Raw genomic sequence first — 18,265 nt, forward strand, 5'->3', positions numbered from 1 at the left:
TGAAAAGACAATTTTATGTTCTCATTTTTATTGTGATGTAATTTTGATAATATTTCGCGTAAAAGGTATTTTTCAATTTGTATCATAATGTAAAAAATTCCATAATATTGAATTTGTGTGAAGCTTTAGTTTAAAATTTCAAATCTGATCATTTTTAATTTAAATCTAATAATCATGAAAATTTTATATTTTACGCTAGCAATGTTATTTGCAAATGTTGCAATTTCTCAAACACATCAAATTACAAAACACAATGGTGAACAACTTGATGTTAATTTCATAAAAAATGAAAATGGTTTAATTTACTATTCGTTGAACGGAAGTTCTGAAGAAGTAAAAATTAGTAAACATGCTGTTTCGTCTATAACGAACAAACAGACAAAAACAACTCAAAAAGTTTCTGATAAAATAGTAGTAGATTCAAAAGACGATTACAAAATGGTAACTGTTCTGCCACAGGAAAAAACAATAGGACTGAAGCAAGTTACAAGTTTTACTGGTGTCTCGACAAGGACAAAAGGAGAACCGCCAATTGCAAATCAAAAGCAGACTGCGATGAGAATCAAATCCAAATCTGCTTCAAATGGATATCCGTTTGTTAGTATTGTAGACAAAGGTGATGGTAAATATGAAGCTACAACTTATGTGTATTAATTATATTGTTAATTTTTAGTAAATAACAATTAATCAAAGTTTTATCATTTTAAAAATGAGTATCTTTAAGTAATAATTTAAAAATTGTAATATCATGTCTAAAAATTTAAATACAGCAGCGGCAATCTTAGCGGCTGCAGCGGCAGGAGCAGCGATCGGAATTTTATTTGCTCCAGATAAAGGATCAAAAACGAGAGCAAAAATTAAAGAAGGTATCGATGATGCAAAAGGTAATATCAAAGATTCTTTTGATGCCAGCTCAGAAGTTTTACGTGAAAAATTTACAAGTGCTACTCAAAACCTTGATGGAACTTTGACTGAATTACTTTCAAATGTTAGCCATAAAACGGAAGAAGTAATCACTTTTTTAGAATCTAAATTAGCTGATTTAAAAGCGCAAAACGCTAAACTTCAGAAATAATAATTTTTTAAAAGCACATAACTTGCTTATTTTTATAGGAAAGTTTTGTGCTTTTTTTTTATTTTAAATTTATAATTATGGCTTTTGAAGAGTTAAAAGAAAATACTGAAAAAATTCAGGACCAAACTAAAGTTTACATAGACAGCCATTTGGCTTATTATAAACTTTGGGGTTTTAAAGTGGCAATGAAATCTACAACGCTAATTTTTAAGTTTACTTTGATTTTGGTTTGTTTCACAATGGTTTTAATTTTCGGATCTTTTGCAGCAGCTTATGGTTTTGGTTCTTTGTTCGGAAGCAATGCATTAGGATTTTTAACAGTAGGAGGAATCTATCTTTTCTTTACAATTTTACTTTTCTTTATAAAAGACAAAATGGTTGAAGGCCCAATTTTGGAGAAATTCTCAGAAATATTTTTTAATGATTAAGACTTATGGAAAAGAAAAAATACTCATCATACGCTGAAATTGACAGAGATTTAGAAATCTTAAAATTGGAAAAAGATATCAATTATCAGAAATTGGTTTTGAGTTTTCAGAAAACTAAAGAAAGCATAACACCGCAAAATATTGTAAACGGATTTGTTTCTTCTTATACAGATTACTTTAGAAATTCTTATCCACAAATTTTACAATCGATTATTCCATTTGTAATCAATTGGTTTATGAATAAAAAAAGAGGCAATTAAGCCTCTTTTTTATTTTGTAATTATTGTTGAACATCTGGTTGAACGTCATCTTCATAACCAGATTGTCTTGGTGCCTGTTTTGGTTTTTCAACCTTTTTAGTGTTCTTTTTCATCATTTCTCCAACTTGATTAGAAGCTGAGAATGAAGCAACCATATTGTTTAACATGTCACTTCCAGCTTGTGGAGAGTTTGGTAAAAGAATTAGGTTTGAATTTGTATCAGAACCAATTGCTTGTAAAGTATCATAATGTTGTGTAACCACAATAAGGGCAGAAGCTTCTTGAGAATTAATTCCAACATTGTTTAAAACTTCAACACTTTCTACAAGACCTCTTGCAATTTCACGACGCTGATCTGCAATACCTTGTCCTTGTAAACGTTTACTTTCTGCTTCGGCTTTTGCTTTTGCAACAATTCTAATTCTTGAACTTTCTGCTTCAAATTCAGCAGCCGTTTTTTCTCTGTCAGCAGCGTTGATTCTATTCATCGCATTTTTTACTTGGATATCTGGATCAATATCAGTAACCAAAGTATTGATAATATCATATCCGTAAGTAGACATTGCTTCGTTCAATTCGCGTTTTACTGCAACTGCAATATCATCTTTTCTTTCAAAAACATCATCCAATTTTAGTTTTGGAACTTCGGCACGAACAACGTCAAAAACATAAGAAGTAATTTGATCGTGTGGATATTCTAGTTTATAAAATGCTTCGTATACTTTTTCTTGAATAACTTTAAACTGAACAGAAACTTTCATTTTGATAAAAACGTTGTCTCTTGTTTTGGTTTCGATGATAACATCAAGCTGTTGAATTTTAAGATTTACACGTCCGGCCAATCTATCAACCAACGGAATTTTAAGTTGCAATCCTGAATTTCTAACACTCTGAAATTTTCCAAATCGTTCGATAATTACAGATGATTGTTGTTTTACAGTAAAGAAAGACGACATGAAAATGAAGAATGCCAATACTAAAAAGATAATAAATGCTGTACTCATGGTTATATAGTTTATATTTATGATTCTGGTAAATTACGAAAATTCTTCTAAAATAAAATTATTAAACATTAAAAAAACGCTAAGAACATTTTGTAGATGTTTCTTAGCGTTTATATATTTAATTTAAATTTTAATTATAAACTTGAAATTGCTTTTTGAATTCTAGCGATAGTTTCTTCTTTTCCAATGATTTCAACAATGTCAAATAGGTGAGGACCTTTAAGCGCTCCAACCAAACTTAAACGGAAAGGTTGCATTACTTTACCCATTCCGATTTCGTTTTTCATTAACCAATCTTTTACAATTGCTTCAATATTTGCAGAAGTAAAATCTTCGATATTTTCTAAAACAGAAATTAGTTCTTGCATTAAAGTTGGAGTTTCTTCTTTCCAGTTTTTGCTTGCTTTTTCATCATAAGATTTTGGCGCTTGGAAAAAGAAATCAGTCAAATCCCAAAATTCAGAAACGAAATTTGCTCTTTCTTTGATAAGTGACACAATGCGAGTTGTCACTTCGAGCGGAGTCGAGAAGCCTTTTTCTTCTAAAATAGGAGAGAAGCTTTTCGCTAAATCTACATCATTTTGTTTTACTAAATATTGGTGATTGAACCATTTGTTTTTCTCTGGATCAAATTTAGCTCCGGCTTTATGAACTCGGTTTAAGTCAAAAGATGCTGCTAATTCTTCTAAAGAAAATATTTCTTTTTCAGTTCCGTCATTCCATCCAAGTAAAGCTAAAAAGTTTACGACTGCTTCGGGAAAAAATCCGTTCTCTCTATATCCTGATGAAACACCTTCTTCAGTTTTCCATTCTAATGGAAATACTGGGAATCCCATTTTGTCTCCATCTCTTTTAGATAATTTTCCATTTCCAATTGGTTTTAAAATCAAAGGTAAATGAGCAAATTCTGGAGCTTCCCAACCAAATGCTTTGTATAATAAAACGTGAAGTGGCATAGATGGCAACCATTCTTCCCCACGAATTACATGTGAAGTTTCCATCAAATGATCATCTACAATATTTGCTAAATGGTAAGTCGGCATTCCGTCACTTTTGAATAAAACTTTATCATCCAAAAGATTAGTTTCAAACTTCACATCTCCACGAATGATATCTTTCAAATGTAAAGTTTCATCAACCGGAGTTTTAAAACGAATCACATAATGTTTTCCATTTGCAATTCTTTTAGCAACTTCTTCCGCAGAAATTACTAAAGATGTATCTAATTTTTCACGGTTTGTATGATTGTAAATAAATGTTTTTCCTTCGGCTTCTTGTTCTTTTCTCAAAGCATCCAAAGATTCTGGAGTATCAAAAGCATAATAAGCCCAACCCGAATTGATCAGTTGATTTGCATATTGTTGGTATAAATCTTTACGTTCGCTTTGTCTGTACGGACCAAACTTTTCATTTTTTCCAACCGTTTCTTCAGGAGCAATTCCTAACCATTCCAGCGCTTCCATAATGTAAGCTTCTGCACCTGGAACAAAACGAGTCTGATCTGTATCTTCAATTCTAAGATAAAAAACACCGTTATGTTTCTTTGCAAATAAATAATTAAATAGGGCAGTACGAACTCCGCCAATATGTAATGGTCCAGTCGGACTTGGTGCAAAACGCACACGAACTTGCTTTGACATTTGTTTAAAATTTTGTTGCAAAGATACGATATTAGTCAAAAGCCAAAAGTCGAAAGTTTGAAAGTTTTTTAGCTGTGTGCTAAACTTTTGACTTTCGACTTTTGACTTTCAGACTTATTGTTATAATTACTACTTTTATGGGTTATAATCATAAGAGATTTTATTTTGAAAACAACATCTGCGATATATCAAAAGCTAGAGGCTTTCATTAAGAAATATTATACCAACGAATTGATAAAAGGAATACTTCTTTTTACCGGTTTTGGTTTATTGTATTTTTTATTTACGCTTTTTGTAGAGTACTTTCTTTGGTTGAAACCTCTGGGAAGAACTTTTCTATTTTGGTTGTTTATTGGAGTTGAAGTTTTCCTTTTAGTTCGTTTAATTATCTTTCCGTTGTTTAAATTATTTAAACTTCAAAAGGGAATTGATTATACTCAGGCTTCAAAAATTATTGGAAACCATTTCACAGAAGTGAGTGATAAGCTGACTAACTTTTTACAATTGTCTTCAGAGAATAATGCTGAAAGTTCAGAATTGGTTTTGGCATCGATTGAGCAAAAAGCAAATTCACTGCAGCCAATTCCTTTTGGAAATGCCATCAATTTTAAAGCTAATAAAAAGTATTTGCCATTAGCTTTAGTTCCAATTTTGCTTTTTGCTGTGTTTTATATTTCTGGAAATAGCAATGTAATTTCTCAAAGTTTGAATAGAGTAGTGCATTTCAATTCTGCATTTTTACCACCGGCTCCATTCAAATTTGTGGTTTTGAATTCTAATTTACAAGCAGAACAAAACAAAGATTTCGTTATCAAAATGGAATCTATTGGAAATGTTGTTCCAGAAAATGTAATGATTCACATTGGTGATGAAAGCTATTTTATGGAATCCTCTCAACCTGGAAAGTTCGAATTTAAAGTGGAGAAACCAGCAGAAGACATTCATTTTTCATTTGAAGGAAATTCAGTTGTTTCAGAAGAATATGAATTGAAAGTTGTGACAGTTCCATCGATCGCAAACTTCGAGATGGTTTTGAATTTTCCTTCTTATCTAAAGAAAAAATCAGAGACAATTCAAGGAACTGGAAATGCAATTGTACCTGAAGGAACGACTGTAACTTGGAGAATGAATACGAAATCTACACAAGAAGTAGTGTGGAAAAGAGATAATGAAGTATTTAAGTTCAATAAGGTTGAGAATGACTTTAAATTGAGTAAAAATATTAGTCAAAATACAGAATATCAAATTCTTACGTCAAATGATAAGGTTAAAAACTACGAAAAACTAGATTATCAGTTATCTGTTATTAAAGATCAGTTTCCAACGATCAATGTTGGTCCTGCACCTGATAGTTTGAAGCTAGACAAGAACTATATTTTAGGAAGATTGGGTGACGATTACGGACTTTCGAAATTACAAATTGTGTATTACGAACGAAACAAACCACAGTCTGCCAAGCGTGGAAACATTCCTGTGAAGTCTGGAGTATTTGATCAGTTTGTTTTTAATTTCCCAAGTAACCTTCCAGTAGAAGAAGGAGTTTCATACGAATACTATTTTGAAGTTTTTGATAACGATGCACCACACGGATTTAAGTCTACAAAGTCTTCTACATTTTCAGATCGTGTAGCTACAACAGACGAAATTCAGGATCAAGAATTACAACAGCAAAATCAAAATATTAATAGTTTATCTAAGTCTTTGAAGAACCAAACAAAGCAGATTTCAGAAATGGATAAGCTTCAAAATACAGGAAAAGAAAAAGATAATTTAGAGTTTAAAGATCAACAGAAGATTAATGATTTTATCAAACGTCAGAAACAACAAGACGAAATGATGAAACAGTTTTCTGAGAAAATGAATCAAAACTTAGACAAGTTCAAGTCTGAGAAGAAAGATCAAACAGCCGATGATTTACAAAAGCGTTTAGATAATGCTCAGAAAGATTTAGAAAAGAATCAGAAATTATTAGATGAATTGAAGAACTTGAATGATAAATTAAACAGCGAAGAACTGTTTGATAAGATGGAAAAGTTCAAGCAAATCAGTAAAAATCAATCTCGTAATTTAGAACAATTGGTTGAGTTGACCAAGCGTTTTTATGTTTCTAAGAAAGCAGAACAGGTTGCAGAGAAACTAAACAAACTGTCAGAACAAGAGGAACAGTTATCTAATAAAGAGAAAGAAAATACTAAAGAGAAGCAGGATGAAATCAATAAATCTTTTGATAAGATTCAGGAAGATTTAAAAGATTTGAAAGAGGAAAATAAGACTTTAAAGAAACCTCTGGATATTCCATCTGATGCTTCAAAAGAGAAAGATGTAGATAATGATCTTAAAAAAGCTTCTGAAGAATTAAGTAAAAAGAATACTTCTTCGGCTAAACCAAAACAGAAAAGTGCTGCAAAGAAAATGAAATCTATGGCTCAAGAAATGCAGAGTGAAATGGAAGGTGGAGAACAAGAACAATTAGAAGAAGATGTAGCAATGCTTCGTCAGATACTGGATAATCTTTTAGCTTATTCTTTGTCACAAGAAGATGTAATGAAACAGTTTAAAGCAATGAAATTGGGTTCTTCTACATTTACAAAAAACATCAAGATTCAGCAGAATTTGAAACAGCAGTTTAGACATGTTGACGATAGTTTGTTTGCACTTTCATTGCGTAACCCAAAGGTTGCTGAAGACGTAACTAAAGAAATTGGAAACGTACAATACAATATGGACAAAGCAATAGAAACTTTAACCGACGTACAGATTCCAAGAGGAGTTTCGCATCAGCAATATGCCATTTCTTCTGCCAATAAGTTAGCCGATTTCTTAAGTGATTTATTGAACAACATGCAGATGTCTATGTCTAAACCGGGTGCTGGAAAACCGAAACCAGGTGACGGACAAGGAATGCAATTGCCAGATATTATTCAGAAACAAAAAGGTCTTGCTGATAAAATGAAAGAAGGAATGAATTCAGGACAGCAACAGGGAGATAAACCTGGAGAAGGTAAAGATGGAAAGTCTGGACAAGGAAAAGATGGTCAAGGTAAAGATGGTCAGGGTAAAGAAGGACAAGGTAACAAAAGTGGAGATAAAGGTTCTTCAGGTAAAGATGGAAAGAATGGAAAAGGAGAGAAGAACGGTAATGAAAGTGAAGATGGAGAAGGAGATGCTGAAGCTATAATGGAGATTTACAAAGAGCAAGTTAAGCTTAGAGAAGCGCTTCAAAAAGAGTTAGCGAAGAAAGGTTTAGATGCTCAAGGCAGATCTGTAATTGATCAGATGAAACAATCTGAAAAGCAGATATTGAACAAAGGATTTAAGAATGAGAACCTACAACGTATATTAAATATCCAGCAAGAATTATGGAAATTAAACAATGCAGTTCAGCAAAAGGGGCAAGATACACAAAGACAATCTGAAACTAATAAGGCTGAATTTAGTAATCGTTCCAATGCTTTGCCAAGTTCGCTATTGGAATATTTAAACAGTGTAGAGATATTAAACAGACAATCACTACCTTTGCGCTCGAATTTTAATCAAAAAGTTCAAGAATACTTTAATACAAAATGATAAATTTTAATTACGAAACAGATTTTACTTTAGGAGACGAGCAGGCTTTTAGTGACTGGCTTAGTGCTGTAATTGTTTCTGAGAATAAAAATGAAGGAGAGATCAACTATATATTTTGTGACGATGAATATCTTCACAAGATTAATGTTGAGTACTTAGATCACGATACTCTTACAGATATCATCAGTTTTGATTATACTGTTGGCAACGAGTTAAATGGCGATATTTTTGTTTCTATAGAACGTGTTGCAGATAATGCAAAAGACTTTAATGTTTCATTTGCTGAAGAATTAAAAAGAGTACTTTCTCACGGTATACTTCATTACTGTGGATACAAGGATAAAACAGATGAAGATGCTAAATTAATGAGAGCAAAAGAAGAAGAAAAGATGAAGATGTTCCACGTGGAACAGTAATTAAATTTCTTAGTCTTTTAAAAGTATATGTTCCACGTGAAACGCTATTAGGTTTTATATTTTAAGATGTGTTCTACGTGAAAGAAGTATAAAAGATAAAAAGGTCATTGCGTTCCATGCGGAACATTGAAGCAAAAGAAGTGAAGAGTAAAATTAATCGTTCCACGTGGAACGTTTTTTAAATAATTCTTTTAAAAGAAACGGAGTGTGTTTCATATGGAAAATAATTTGAAAGTTCTGATTTGAAAAGAATAAAAATGTTCCACGTGAAACGTTTTTAGTTTAATTTGGAATTTAAAGGTTCTAGTTTAAAGGTGGTAGTAGAAACTTGAAACCTGAAACTTGAAACAAAATAAAAAGTTCCACGTGGAACAAGAAAAAAATAAATGTAATTCTGAAAACCGCATTAGCGGTTTTTGGAGAATAATAAAACAAAATGTTTTTAGAAGAATACGATGTTATTGTGGTTGGTGCAGGCCATGCTGGTTCTGAAGCTGCGGCTGCTGCTGCAAATTTGGGATCAAAAACTTTGTTGGTTACAATGAGTTTGCAAAACATAGCACAGATGTCATGTAATCCCGCAATGGGCGGAATTGCAAAAGGACAGATCGTTCGAGAAATTGATGCACTTGGTGGATATTCAGGAATTGTTTCAGATAAGACAGCAATCCAGTTCAAGATGCTGAATAAATCAAAAGGACCTGCAATGTGGTCGCCGAGAGTTCAAAGTGATAGAATGCGTTTTGCAGAAGAATGGAGAATGATGTTGGAGGCAACTCCAAATCTTGATTTTTATCAAGAGATGGTAAAAGGGTTGATAATCGAAGACGGAAAGATAAAAGGAATTAGAACTTCGCTTGGTGTGGAGATTCGTTCCAAATCTGTGGTTTTGACGAATGGTACTTTTTTGAATGGTTTAATTCATATCGGAGAAAAACAATTCGGTGGAGGAAGAGCAGGAGAAAGTGCTGCAACCGGAATTACCGAAGATTTGATCAAAGCAGGATTTGAAGCTGGAAGAATGAAAACAGGAACGCCACCTCGTGTAGATGGTCGTTCTTTAGATTATTCTAAAATGAATGAAGAAAAAGGAGATGCTAAGCCAGATAAGTTTTCTTATTCAGATGTAACTGTTCCGTTAACGCATCAGCGTTCTTGTCACATGACATATACTTCGTTGGATGTTCATGATATTTTGAGAGAAGGTTTTGATCGTTCTCCAATGTTCAACGGAAGAATCAAAAGTTTGGGACCAAGATATTGTCCGTCTATTGAAGATAAGATTAATCGTTTTGCAGACAAAGAACGCCATCAACTTTTTGTTGAACCAGAAGGATGGAATACTTGCGAAGTTTACGTAAACGGATTTTCAACTTCACTTCCAGAAGATATTCAATTTAAAGCGCTTCGTTCTGTAGCAGGTTTTGAAAATGTAAAATTCTTTAGACCTGGTTATGCAATCGAATATGATTTCTTTCCACCGACGCAATTAAAACACACTTTGGAAACAAAGTTAGTTGAAGGTTTATATTTTGCCGGACAGATTAATGGAACAACCGGATATGAAGAAGCAGCATCACAAGGATTGATGGCAGGAATTAATGCGCATTTAAAAGTGCATGAAAAAGATCCTTTGATTTTAAAACGTGATGAAGCATATATTGGAGTTCTAATTGATGATTTGATTACGAAAGGAACAGAAGAACCATATCGTATGTTTACATCGAGAGCAGAATATAGAACATTGTTGCGTCAAGATAATGCCGATTTCAGATTGACGCCAATGTCATACGAAATTGGTTTAGCTTCTGAAGCTCGTTTGAGAAGAATGGAAAAGAAATTGAACGAATCTGAAAAGATGGTTCAGTTCTTCAAAGAAACAAGTGTTACGATTGCAGAAACGAATCCGATTTTGGAAGCTAAAGAATCAGCGCCAATTTCTCAAGGAGATAAAATGTTCAAGATTTTTTCACGTCCCCAAATTGAATTAGAAGATATGTTGAAATTTGAAAAAGTTTCAGCATATATTGAAGAAAATGATTTGGATGAAGAAATTGTTGAGCAAGCAGTAATTCAAGTAAAATATTCTGGTTATATCGAAAAGGAAAGAAATAACGCGGATAAACTGAATCGTTTGGAAGAAGTAAAAATTCCAGACAATTTTGATTATAACAAAATCAAGTCGATGTCGATTGAAGCAAAACAAAAATTAAGCAAGATTCGTCCTGTAACAATTTCACAAGCTTCAAGAATAAGCGGGGTATCACCAAGTGATATTTCCGTGCTTTTGATTTATATGGGAAGATAAAAATATTTTAGGTTTTAGATTGTTGATTTCTGATTTTAAAGAATATGAAATCTTAAGTCTGAAATCTAAAATTAATTGTTCCACGTGAAACATTGAATTAAATTTTGATGAAAGTCGTTAGAAAAGAAAATTTATCATTAGAAGAGAAAAAGGCATTAATGCAACTTCGAAATAATGAATATCCAGTTCAATTTGGTCATGAAACATTTCATGAATTTGAAGCGTATGTGGATGCAATTTCAGAAATGAAAAATTATCTTTTAATTGATGCTAAAAAAGAGATTCAAGGTTGGGTATATACCTTTTTTCGCGATAACGAAATTTGGTTTGCAATAATGTTGAATTATCAAATTCAAGGAAAAGGCTACGGAAAGATTTTATTAGAAGAAATAAAAAAGAATAATCAGAATTTGAACGGTTGGGTAATTGATCATGAAAATGATATCAAATCAAATAAAGAAAAATATAAATCGCCATTGAAATTTTATATTTCAAATGGCTTTTCTGTTTTGGAAGATGTCAGGTTAGAAAATGAAAAGATTTCAGCGGTGAAAATTAACTGGAAAAATAATAAATAAAAAAACTAAAAATCCTAAGAATGAAATTTTCATTTTTAGGATTTGCTATAAATTAAACCAATATTTACAATTAAAAAAATGAACGTTTTAAATAAAAAACATTTTCTTACGGTAAAAGATCATTCTGTTTCAAAAGAAATTTTCGATTTGTATTATGATGAAGAATTAGACATGCTAATTACTTCGCCACAACCAGAACTTCAAAATCTGGGAAAATATTACGAAAGTGAAGATTATATTTCGCACACAGATAACAAACGTTCATTGTTCGAAAAAGCATATCATTTTGTAAAAAATATTGCGCTTCAAAATAAATTGAATTTGATTAATTCAGAACAACTTCAAAAAGGCAAACTTTTGGATATTGGAGCTGGAACAGGAGATTTTCTATTAACAGCAAAAAATAATGGTTGGGAAACGATTGGAGTAGAACCAAGCGACAGAGCTAAAAATATTGCAAAACAAAAAGGAATTTCATTTGTAGAAGAAATTGGCACTTTAGAGAATCATTCTTTCGATGCAATTACAATGTGGCATGTTTTAGAACACGTTCCAAACTTAGAAGAACAGATTCAGGAATTAAAGCGTTTATTAAAACCAACTGGAACATTAATTATTGCGGTTCCAAACTATAAATCGTTTGATGCAAATCATTATCAAACTTTTTGGGCGGCTTATGATGTGCCAATTCATTTTTGGCATTTTTCTAAAAAATCGATTCAAGTGCTTTTTGAAAGAGTCGATATGAAATTAGAAAAAGTGCTTCCAATGAAATTTGATTCGTTTTATGTGAGTCTTTTGTCTGAAAAGTATAAAACGGGAAAAATGAATTATATCAAAGCTTTTTTCATTGGTTTGAAATCAAATTGGAAAGCTAAAAGTTCAAAGGAGTATTCATCGCATATTTACGTTTTGAAAAATAAATAATCAAAAAAATGCATTCAAAAACCATTTTGTCAAAATCTGATAAAATGGCTTTTTTTCGGTTAAAAAAATAGAAAAAAAGCCATTTTTAAAGTAATAGTGACCGGTTATTGTTATTATTTTTTCTATAAATAAAAACAATATCATAAAATTTACGCATTTTTTAAAGTTTATGTTAATCCTATTGAATTTTTTATATTTTTGTCTTTCATACTTAAAAAAATAGAATTTAAAAAAATGAAAAAAGCATTAGTTATTATCGCACTTTCAGTTTTCGCAGTTTCTTGTAACAAAACAGCAGAGGTAAAGGAAGTAAAAACAGCTTACGTGGATACTTCGGTTTTGATGAAAGAATACACTGAGGCAAAAGATTTAGAGGCAAAGTACAAAGCTCAAGCGGAAGAAAAAGGAAGACAATTACAAGCTGAAATTTCACGTTTTAAACAAGACGCTGCTAATTTTCAAAGCCAGGCGCAAGCAAACGGTCAGGCTTGGGCACAGCAAAGAGGTGCTGAATTGCAAAAAAGAGAGCAGCAATTAGGTTATGCACAACAAGCATTAGCACAACAATTACAACAAGAAAGTGGAGTAGAAATGGATTCTCTTGTAAGTGGTGTGAAAAAATTCATCAAAGATTACGGAAAGAAAAACGGTTACGCTTATATCTACGGAACTGGAGATGCAGCATCTATTTTGTATGCTGAAGATAAATTCGACATCACAAAAGAAATCATTAAAGAATTAAATGATAAATACAAAGCTTCTCCAAAAGCAGATGCAAAACCAGCAGCTGAAACTAAAGAAGGTGAAGCAAAAAAATAAAAACTACCCAAACTAACTAAATTACTGAAAACCTAAATCCACTACGATTTAGGTTTTTTCTTTTTATAAAAATGCGGTAATTTTATTCTTTAATACAACCCCAATGCAAAACGTTTCAGAAGCGGCAGCTTATACTTTACAATTCATTAATCAAACTCAAAAATCTATTTTCCTTACCGGAAAAGCGGGTACAGGAAAAACAACGCTTTTGCGGGAAATTATTGCAACGACACATAAAAATACAGTTGTTGTTGCGCCAACTGGAATTGCTGCTTTGAATGCCGGAGGAGTAACCATACATTCGATGTTTCAATTGCCATTTTCTGCTTTTATTCCGTCTTATGATGCGAATGCACAGTTTACAGAAACGGTAAAGTTTGAAAATAAAGAAACTTTGCGACGTCATTTCAAAATGAACAATGTAAAGCGAAATGTGATTAAGAACATGGAACTTTTGGTTATTGACGAAGTGAGTATGATGCGTGCCGATTTGCTGGATGCGGTCGATTTTATGATGCAAACTGTTCGCAGAAACACACTGCCTTTTGGTGGAGTTCAAGTTTTGTTTATTGGAGATTTATTGCAATTGCCGCCGGTAATTCGTGATGAAGAATGGCGAACGCTGAAAAATTATTATCGTGGAAAGTTCTTTTTCCATTCTCACGTGCTTCAAACTTATCCGCCGATTTATATCGAATTATCGAAAATCTATCGCCAGACAGACGACGCTTTTATTTCGGTTTTAAATAATTTGAGAAATAATCAGATCACGCCTGAGGACATTTCTGTTCTAAATCAATATGTTAAGCCCGATTTTGACTTTAAAGAAAACAAAGGTTACATTACACTAACTACGCATAATGCGAAAGCAGATTCTATTAACTTACAGTCAATCAATGATTTAACTGGAAAAGAATTTGTTTATACACCATTTGTGGTCGGAGATTTTCCAGAAAAGATATTTCCTGTAGAAGAAGAACTGAAATTGAAAGTCGGAGCGCAAATCATGTTCGTCAAAAATGATTTATCTTTTGAAAAGAGATATTTCAACGGAAAAATGGGCGTAATCAAATCACTTTCTGATGAAGAAATTTTTGTTCACTTTCCAGAAGAAAATATGACGCTGGAAGTCGAAAAGTACGAGTGGAAAAATATCCGATACAAAGTCAACGAACAAACCAAAGACATCGAAGAAGAAGTTTTAGGAACTTTTGCGCATTACCCGATCAAGCTTGCGTGGGCAATTACGGTTCATAAAAGCCAAGGTTTAACTTTTGACAAAGCTGCGCTCGATGTATCGCAAGTTTTTCTGCCTGGACAAGCTTATGTTGCACTTTCGCGTTTGCGTTCGTTAAACGGGCTTATTTTGCTTTCTCCGATGCAGATGAATGGTATTTCGAACGATCAAGATGTGATGGATTATGCTTTGAACAGAGCGACAGAAGAAGATCTCAAAAATTCTTTGCACTTTGAAACCAAAAATTTTATTCATAACTATTTGACTAACAGTTTTAATTGGACAGAATTAGCGCAAGAATGGAGAAATCACAGATTTAGTTATAACGAAAATGCAACAGGTTCAGAAAAATCTAAGCATTCTGTTTGGGCGCACAAACGCTTAGAAACGATTGAACAACTTTTAGATCCTTCGCAAAAATTCATAATTCAGCTCAATAAAATTTTCAGTAAAGAAACTGTCGATCTGTGTTTTGTAAAAGAAAGAGTAGAAGCGGCCTTTGATTATTTTTTCAAGCCAATCGATAAATTGGTTGATGATTTAATTTATAAAATGGCTGAAATTCAAAAATTTAAAAAAGTTAAAGAGTTTTACGAAGAACTTACTTTTTTAGAAGATTTACAGACAAAAGCCGTTTTGAAATTACTAAAAGCCAAATTGCTTTTAGAAATTGTGGTTTCTGGCGAAGAAATTTCTAAAGAAAAATTATCAACGCCATTTATTAAAAATTATAAAATTGAGAAAGCAGATCGTATTCGAACGGAGCTTAAAATGGTCAATACAGACATTTTTAAGACCGAAGAACCTGTTGTTCGATACAAATCAGCTAAGACGGAGAAAAACGAGCTTAAAACGGCTAAAAAAACAACAGTCGAAGAAACGTACGATTTATGGATTGAGAAAAATTCTGTGGAAGATATTGCAAGAATGCGTAAATTGAATGTTCAAACTATCGAAGGACATTTGATAAGACTAATTCAAGCGAAGAAAATCGAAATTACGGATGTCTTGCCGTATGATAAAATTTTGGCTTTGCGAGAAGCGTTTCAGTTTTATCAGGAAGAATCGTTAAGTGGTTTGAAAGAAAAACATGGAGATGAATTTACTTGGGATGAATTGAAAATGTTCAAAGCGAGCATCAATTAAGATTTTAACGTCCCACGTGAAACATGTTTTTAGTTTTTCAAAAATCTAATTTCTAACGCATTAAATCTTTTTTGATATGAAAACATTGAAATTTTTTCTAACGTTTCTGATTTTTTACACGTCATTTGCAAACGCTCAAGATCTGAAACCAGAATACCAAAAAATTATTTCAAAATTTATTTTAGAAGTAAAAAGTGGCAACAAAACAGCGGTTTCAAGTCGTGTACAATTTCCGTTAAAAAGAGATTCTCCCATTCCGCCAGTAAAGAACAAAGCGGATTTTATAAAAAGATACAATCAAATTTTTGATGTTGTTTTAATTGAGAAAATAGCAAAATCGAATCCAGCAAAAGATTGGTCAGAAATGGGTTGGCGCGGAATTATGCTAAATCAAGGCGATTTGTGGATTGATACTGATGGAAAAATTACGGCAATAAATTATCAGTCAAAAGCTGAAGAAAAATTGAAAAATTCACTGATCGCAAATCAGAAGAAAAATGTAAACGCTTCAATTTCAAAATTTAAAGAACCAGTTGCAATTCTCGAAACCTCAAAATTCAGAATCAGAATTGATGATTTAGGAAATAATAAATTTCGTTATGCTTCGTGGTCAATCAAAAATAAAATGACCGACAAACCTGATTTGATAATCGAAAACGGCGTTTTCGTTGCTGATGGAACTGGCGGAAATCATTATTATGAATTTAAAAAAGGTGATTTCAAATACGAATGTTACATCATCGTTTTGGGCGAAAAAAATTCGCCGCCTGCAACTTTAACTGTTTACCAATCGGGGAAAGAGATTCTTTCACAAAATGCAAAAATTGTTTCACGATAAACATTAAAAAAGCCTAATTCAAAACGAATTGGACTTTTTGTTAGATTTATTATTTATAATAAAAATATCTGCTAAAACCCCAACGGGGTGAAATATTTATAGAATTTCAAAATGACAAATGAAAAAAGCTCCAGCGGAGCGACATGTATTTATGCCGCTCCGCTGGAGCTTTTTATCGTAATAGATTTTTCTTTTCTATAAATATTTTGCTTCTCCGAAGCTCGGAAAATTGGAGATTTCCCTTTGAAAAACGATTTCTTTAAATGTTCGACATTACTTTTTCAAGTTCTTTTTCTTGAGTAATCTGAGTCAGTTTTAACTTCTGAATGTTTACCTCATTTTCTTTGGTTTTAATTCTTTGTTTTTGAATTTCTTCATCAGAAATAGAAGTTGTAGTTATCTTGTTTTCAATTTTCCTATTCGCGATTTCTAGCTTTTCGATTTTCTCTTTTGTAGATTTTAAATTGTTTTCAGATTTAGAAAGAGTTTTCTTTTTGCTTTCCAGTTCTTTCTGCTCTTTTTTCAGCTGATCAATTCTATCATCCAGTTTTTTATGATTTTCTTTTAACGTTTTTTGAGTTTCAGCTTCATTTTTCTTCAACTCTAATTCCTGTGCATTTGGTTGAATTTGTTGTGCAAAAAAAGATTGAGAACTCAGTAATAACAAGAAGACTAATGTTGTGAAAATTTTGTTCATGATTGTTTTAAATTTTTGAAACGAATTTATTTGAAGAAATTTTCAAATAATGCCCGACAAATTTTTTAAAACAACAGAATAAGACAAAAAAAATCCCATTCAAGAAGAACGGGATTTTCAGAGATTTATAAGTTTTCGACCAGAATCCAAGCTTGCGGATTTTCGCCTTTTTGTATTTCTTTTTGAGCTTGTTCTGCTTCTCTCATTGTAGCATAACTTCCGTACAAAACAGGAAATAAACCGTGTTTGTTTTCTTTTAGCATTTTAGCTTTAAATCCATCTTTAATCAATTGATTATAAGCTTTCTTTGCATTTTGTTCGCTTCTAAAAGCACCAGCCATAATGTGATAAGGCATTGTCGGTTCTGCTGTTTCAACACTTGCAGAATCTACGGTAAGTGTAACTGCTGGAAGCGGATTTTTTATTAAAAATGTTGCCTCCTGAATTTTATTCTGAACTTTTTTCTGAACGGCTTGTTCTACTAAAAGTGTCTGATTTTCAATTTGGTTTTGATATAACGGATAACCGATACTTCCAGAAATTCCAAGTCCTAAAACTAAAATTGCGGCATATCTCAAGAATGAGTTAGAAGATTTAGTTTGCTCTTCTGTTTCATGCAACGCAATTGGTTCTTTTTCTTTTGAAGTGATCTTTTCGATTTTTTTCTCGAAAAGCTCTTTTTTCACCATTGGCGAAACAAACGGGCTTAATCCAAAAGAAGTAGATAAATAATTAGTTTGATCGTTTGGTGTGAAAATAATATTGTTTTCAGAATTTAAACGTAATTCACCAATGTTTTTCAAAGAGATTACGCCGTCTTCTTCCAAAGATTTTTTCCAATTCGTAATTTCAAATGCAATGGCGCTAACTGCAAATCCGTAAGATGTTTTTTCAGCTTGAGCAATATGATTTGCCAACAAACCATCGTTATTTTTGATGCGACTGTTGAAAGAAATGGTTTTTTTTGGAGGAAAAAACGAATTAGTGCTTTCATTAAGCTGAGCCGAATGAGTTTCGGTTAAAAATGCACCAAATCCTGGAACCGTTACACACTGATAACGATACAATAACTGCGAGATATATACTTCGATTTTCATATTGACAAAGTTATGCAACGCTTATAGTTATCAAAATTTTATTCACAATTTTTATTAACAATTGATATATATTTTTAGACAATTCAGAATCAGTATTTTAAATGTTAAATCTCTCTGTAGTGGCAAGGCTTCTTATTTTTAAATTTAAAATTTATTAAGAAATTACTTTGATTTTATTCATATTTGCAATTTAGAAAAAGGAATTTTTATTTTCTATTTTACATAATG

At 32.1% G+C, this 18,265-nt stretch carries 16 protein-coding genes; 12 read left to right on the plus strand and 4 right to left on the minus strand.

From position 1 onward, the window contains the following. Positions 1-174: 174 nt before the first annotated feature. The 4 genes from P0R33_RS12775 to P0R33_RS12790 all read left to right on the plus strand — a co-directional run bounded on the left by P0R33_RS12775 (position 175) and on the right by P0R33_RS12790 (position 1,763). Complete coding sequence (locus P0R33_RS12775; protein ID WP_276171558.1) at positions 175-654, plus strand: hypothetical protein; 480 nt, start codon at positions 175-177, stop codon at positions 652-654. A gap of 94 nt (positions 655-748) precedes the next feature. Further along, complete coding sequence (locus tag P0R33_RS12780) at positions 749-1,075, plus strand: YtxH domain-containing protein (RefSeq protein ID WP_276171560.1); 327 nt, start codon at positions 749-751, stop codon at positions 1,073-1,075. A gap of 77 nt (positions 1,076-1,152) precedes the next feature. Continuing rightward, a complete protein-coding gene (locus P0R33_RS12785) occupies positions 1,153-1,503 on the plus strand; it encodes a competence protein (RefSeq protein ID WP_276171562.1) in 351 nt (116 codons plus the stop codon). A 5-nt stretch (positions 1,504-1,508) separates the two neighbouring features. Continuing rightward, complete coding sequence (locus P0R33_RS12790; RefSeq protein ID WP_276171564.1) at positions 1,509-1,763, plus strand: DUF6327 family protein; 255 nt, start codon at positions 1,509-1,511, stop codon at positions 1,761-1,763. Between the two features lie 20 nt (positions 1,764-1,783). Here P0R33_RS12790 and P0R33_RS12795 read toward each other — a convergent pair whose 3' ends face one another. Next, complete coding sequence (locus tag P0R33_RS12795) at positions 1,784-2,767, minus strand: SPFH domain-containing protein (protein ID WP_276171566.1); 984 nt, start codon at positions 2,765-2,767, stop codon at positions 1,784-1,786. A 134-nt stretch (positions 2,768-2,901) separates the two neighbouring features. Beyond that, a complete protein-coding gene (gene gltX, locus P0R33_RS12800) occupies positions 2,902-4,407 on the minus strand; it encodes a glutamate--tRNA ligase (RefSeq protein ID WP_276171568.1) in 1,506 nt (501 codons plus the stop codon). Between the two features lie 165 nt (positions 4,408-4,572). Between gltX and P0R33_RS12805 the strand changes: the two genes are divergently transcribed. The 8 genes from P0R33_RS12805 to P0R33_RS12840 all read left to right on the plus strand — a co-directional run bounded on the left by P0R33_RS12805 (position 4,573) and on the right by P0R33_RS12840 (position 16,243). After that, the gene (locus P0R33_RS12805; protein WP_276171570.1) at positions 4,573-7,974 is read left to right on the plus strand and encodes a DUF4175 family protein; all 3,402 of its coding nucleotides are present in this window, start codon (positions 4,573-4,575) and stop codon (positions 7,972-7,974) included. Continuing rightward, entirely contained in the window at positions 7,971-8,390 is a 420-nt protein-coding gene (gene ybeY / locus P0R33_RS12810) for an rRNA maturation RNase YbeY (RefSeq protein ID WP_276171572.1), read from the plus strand. The genes P0R33_RS12805 and ybeY overlap by 4 nt, the downstream gene beginning before the upstream one ends. Positions 8,391-8,826: 436 nt before the next feature. After that, positions 8,827-10,698: a tRNA uridine-5-carboxymethylaminomethyl(34) synthesis enzyme MnmG gene (mnmG, locus tag P0R33_RS12815; RefSeq protein ID WP_276171573.1), complete on the plus strand. Its 1,872-nt coding sequence runs from the start codon at positions 8,827-8,829 to the stop codon at positions 10,696-10,698. 107 nt (positions 10,699-10,805) lie between these two features. Further along, positions 10,806-11,276 carry a hypothetical protein gene (locus P0R33_RS12820; protein ID WP_276171575.1) on the plus strand — a complete coding sequence of 157 codons (471 nt, stop codon included), beginning with the start codon at positions 10,806-10,808 and terminating at the stop codon, positions 11,274-11,276. 78 nt (positions 11,277-11,354) lie between these two features. Beyond that, on the plus strand, positions 11,355-12,203 hold the full coding sequence (locus P0R33_RS12825) for a class I SAM-dependent methyltransferase (protein ID WP_276171577.1): 849 nt from the start codon (positions 11,355-11,357) through the stop codon (positions 12,201-12,203). A gap of 234 nt (positions 12,204-12,437) precedes the next feature. Next, positions 12,438-13,022, plus strand: a complete 585-nt coding sequence (locus P0R33_RS12830) for an OmpH family outer membrane protein (protein ID WP_111368309.1) — start codon at positions 12,438-12,440, stop codon at positions 13,020-13,022. Positions 13,023-13,125: 103 nt separating this feature from the next. Further along, positions 13,126-15,405, plus strand: a complete 2,280-nt coding sequence (locus tag P0R33_RS12835) for a helix-turn-helix domain-containing protein (RefSeq protein ID WP_276171579.1) — start codon at positions 13,126-13,128, stop codon at positions 15,403-15,405. A gap of 76 nt (positions 15,406-15,481) precedes the next feature. Then, the gene (locus P0R33_RS12840; protein WP_276171581.1) at positions 15,482-16,243 is read left to right on the plus strand and encodes a hypothetical protein; all 762 of its coding nucleotides are present in this window, start codon (positions 15,482-15,484) and stop codon (positions 16,241-16,243) included. A gap of 259 nt (positions 16,244-16,502) precedes the next feature. Here P0R33_RS12840 and P0R33_RS12845 read toward each other — a convergent pair whose 3' ends face one another. Beyond that, positions 16,503-16,940: a hypothetical protein gene (locus P0R33_RS12845; protein WP_276171582.1), complete on the minus strand. Its 438-nt coding sequence runs from the start codon at positions 16,938-16,940 to the stop codon at positions 16,503-16,505. A 125-nt stretch (positions 16,941-17,065) separates the two neighbouring features. Next, entirely contained in the window at positions 17,066-18,037 is a 972-nt protein-coding gene (locus P0R33_RS12850) for an SPOR domain-containing protein (RefSeq protein WP_276171584.1), read from the minus strand. Between the last annotated feature and the right edge of the window lie 228 nt (positions 18,038-18,265).

The organism is Flavobacterium sp. YJ01, from assembly GCF_029320955.1.
GTDB lineage: Bacteria > Bacteroidota > Bacteroidia > Flavobacteriales > Flavobacteriaceae > Flavobacterium.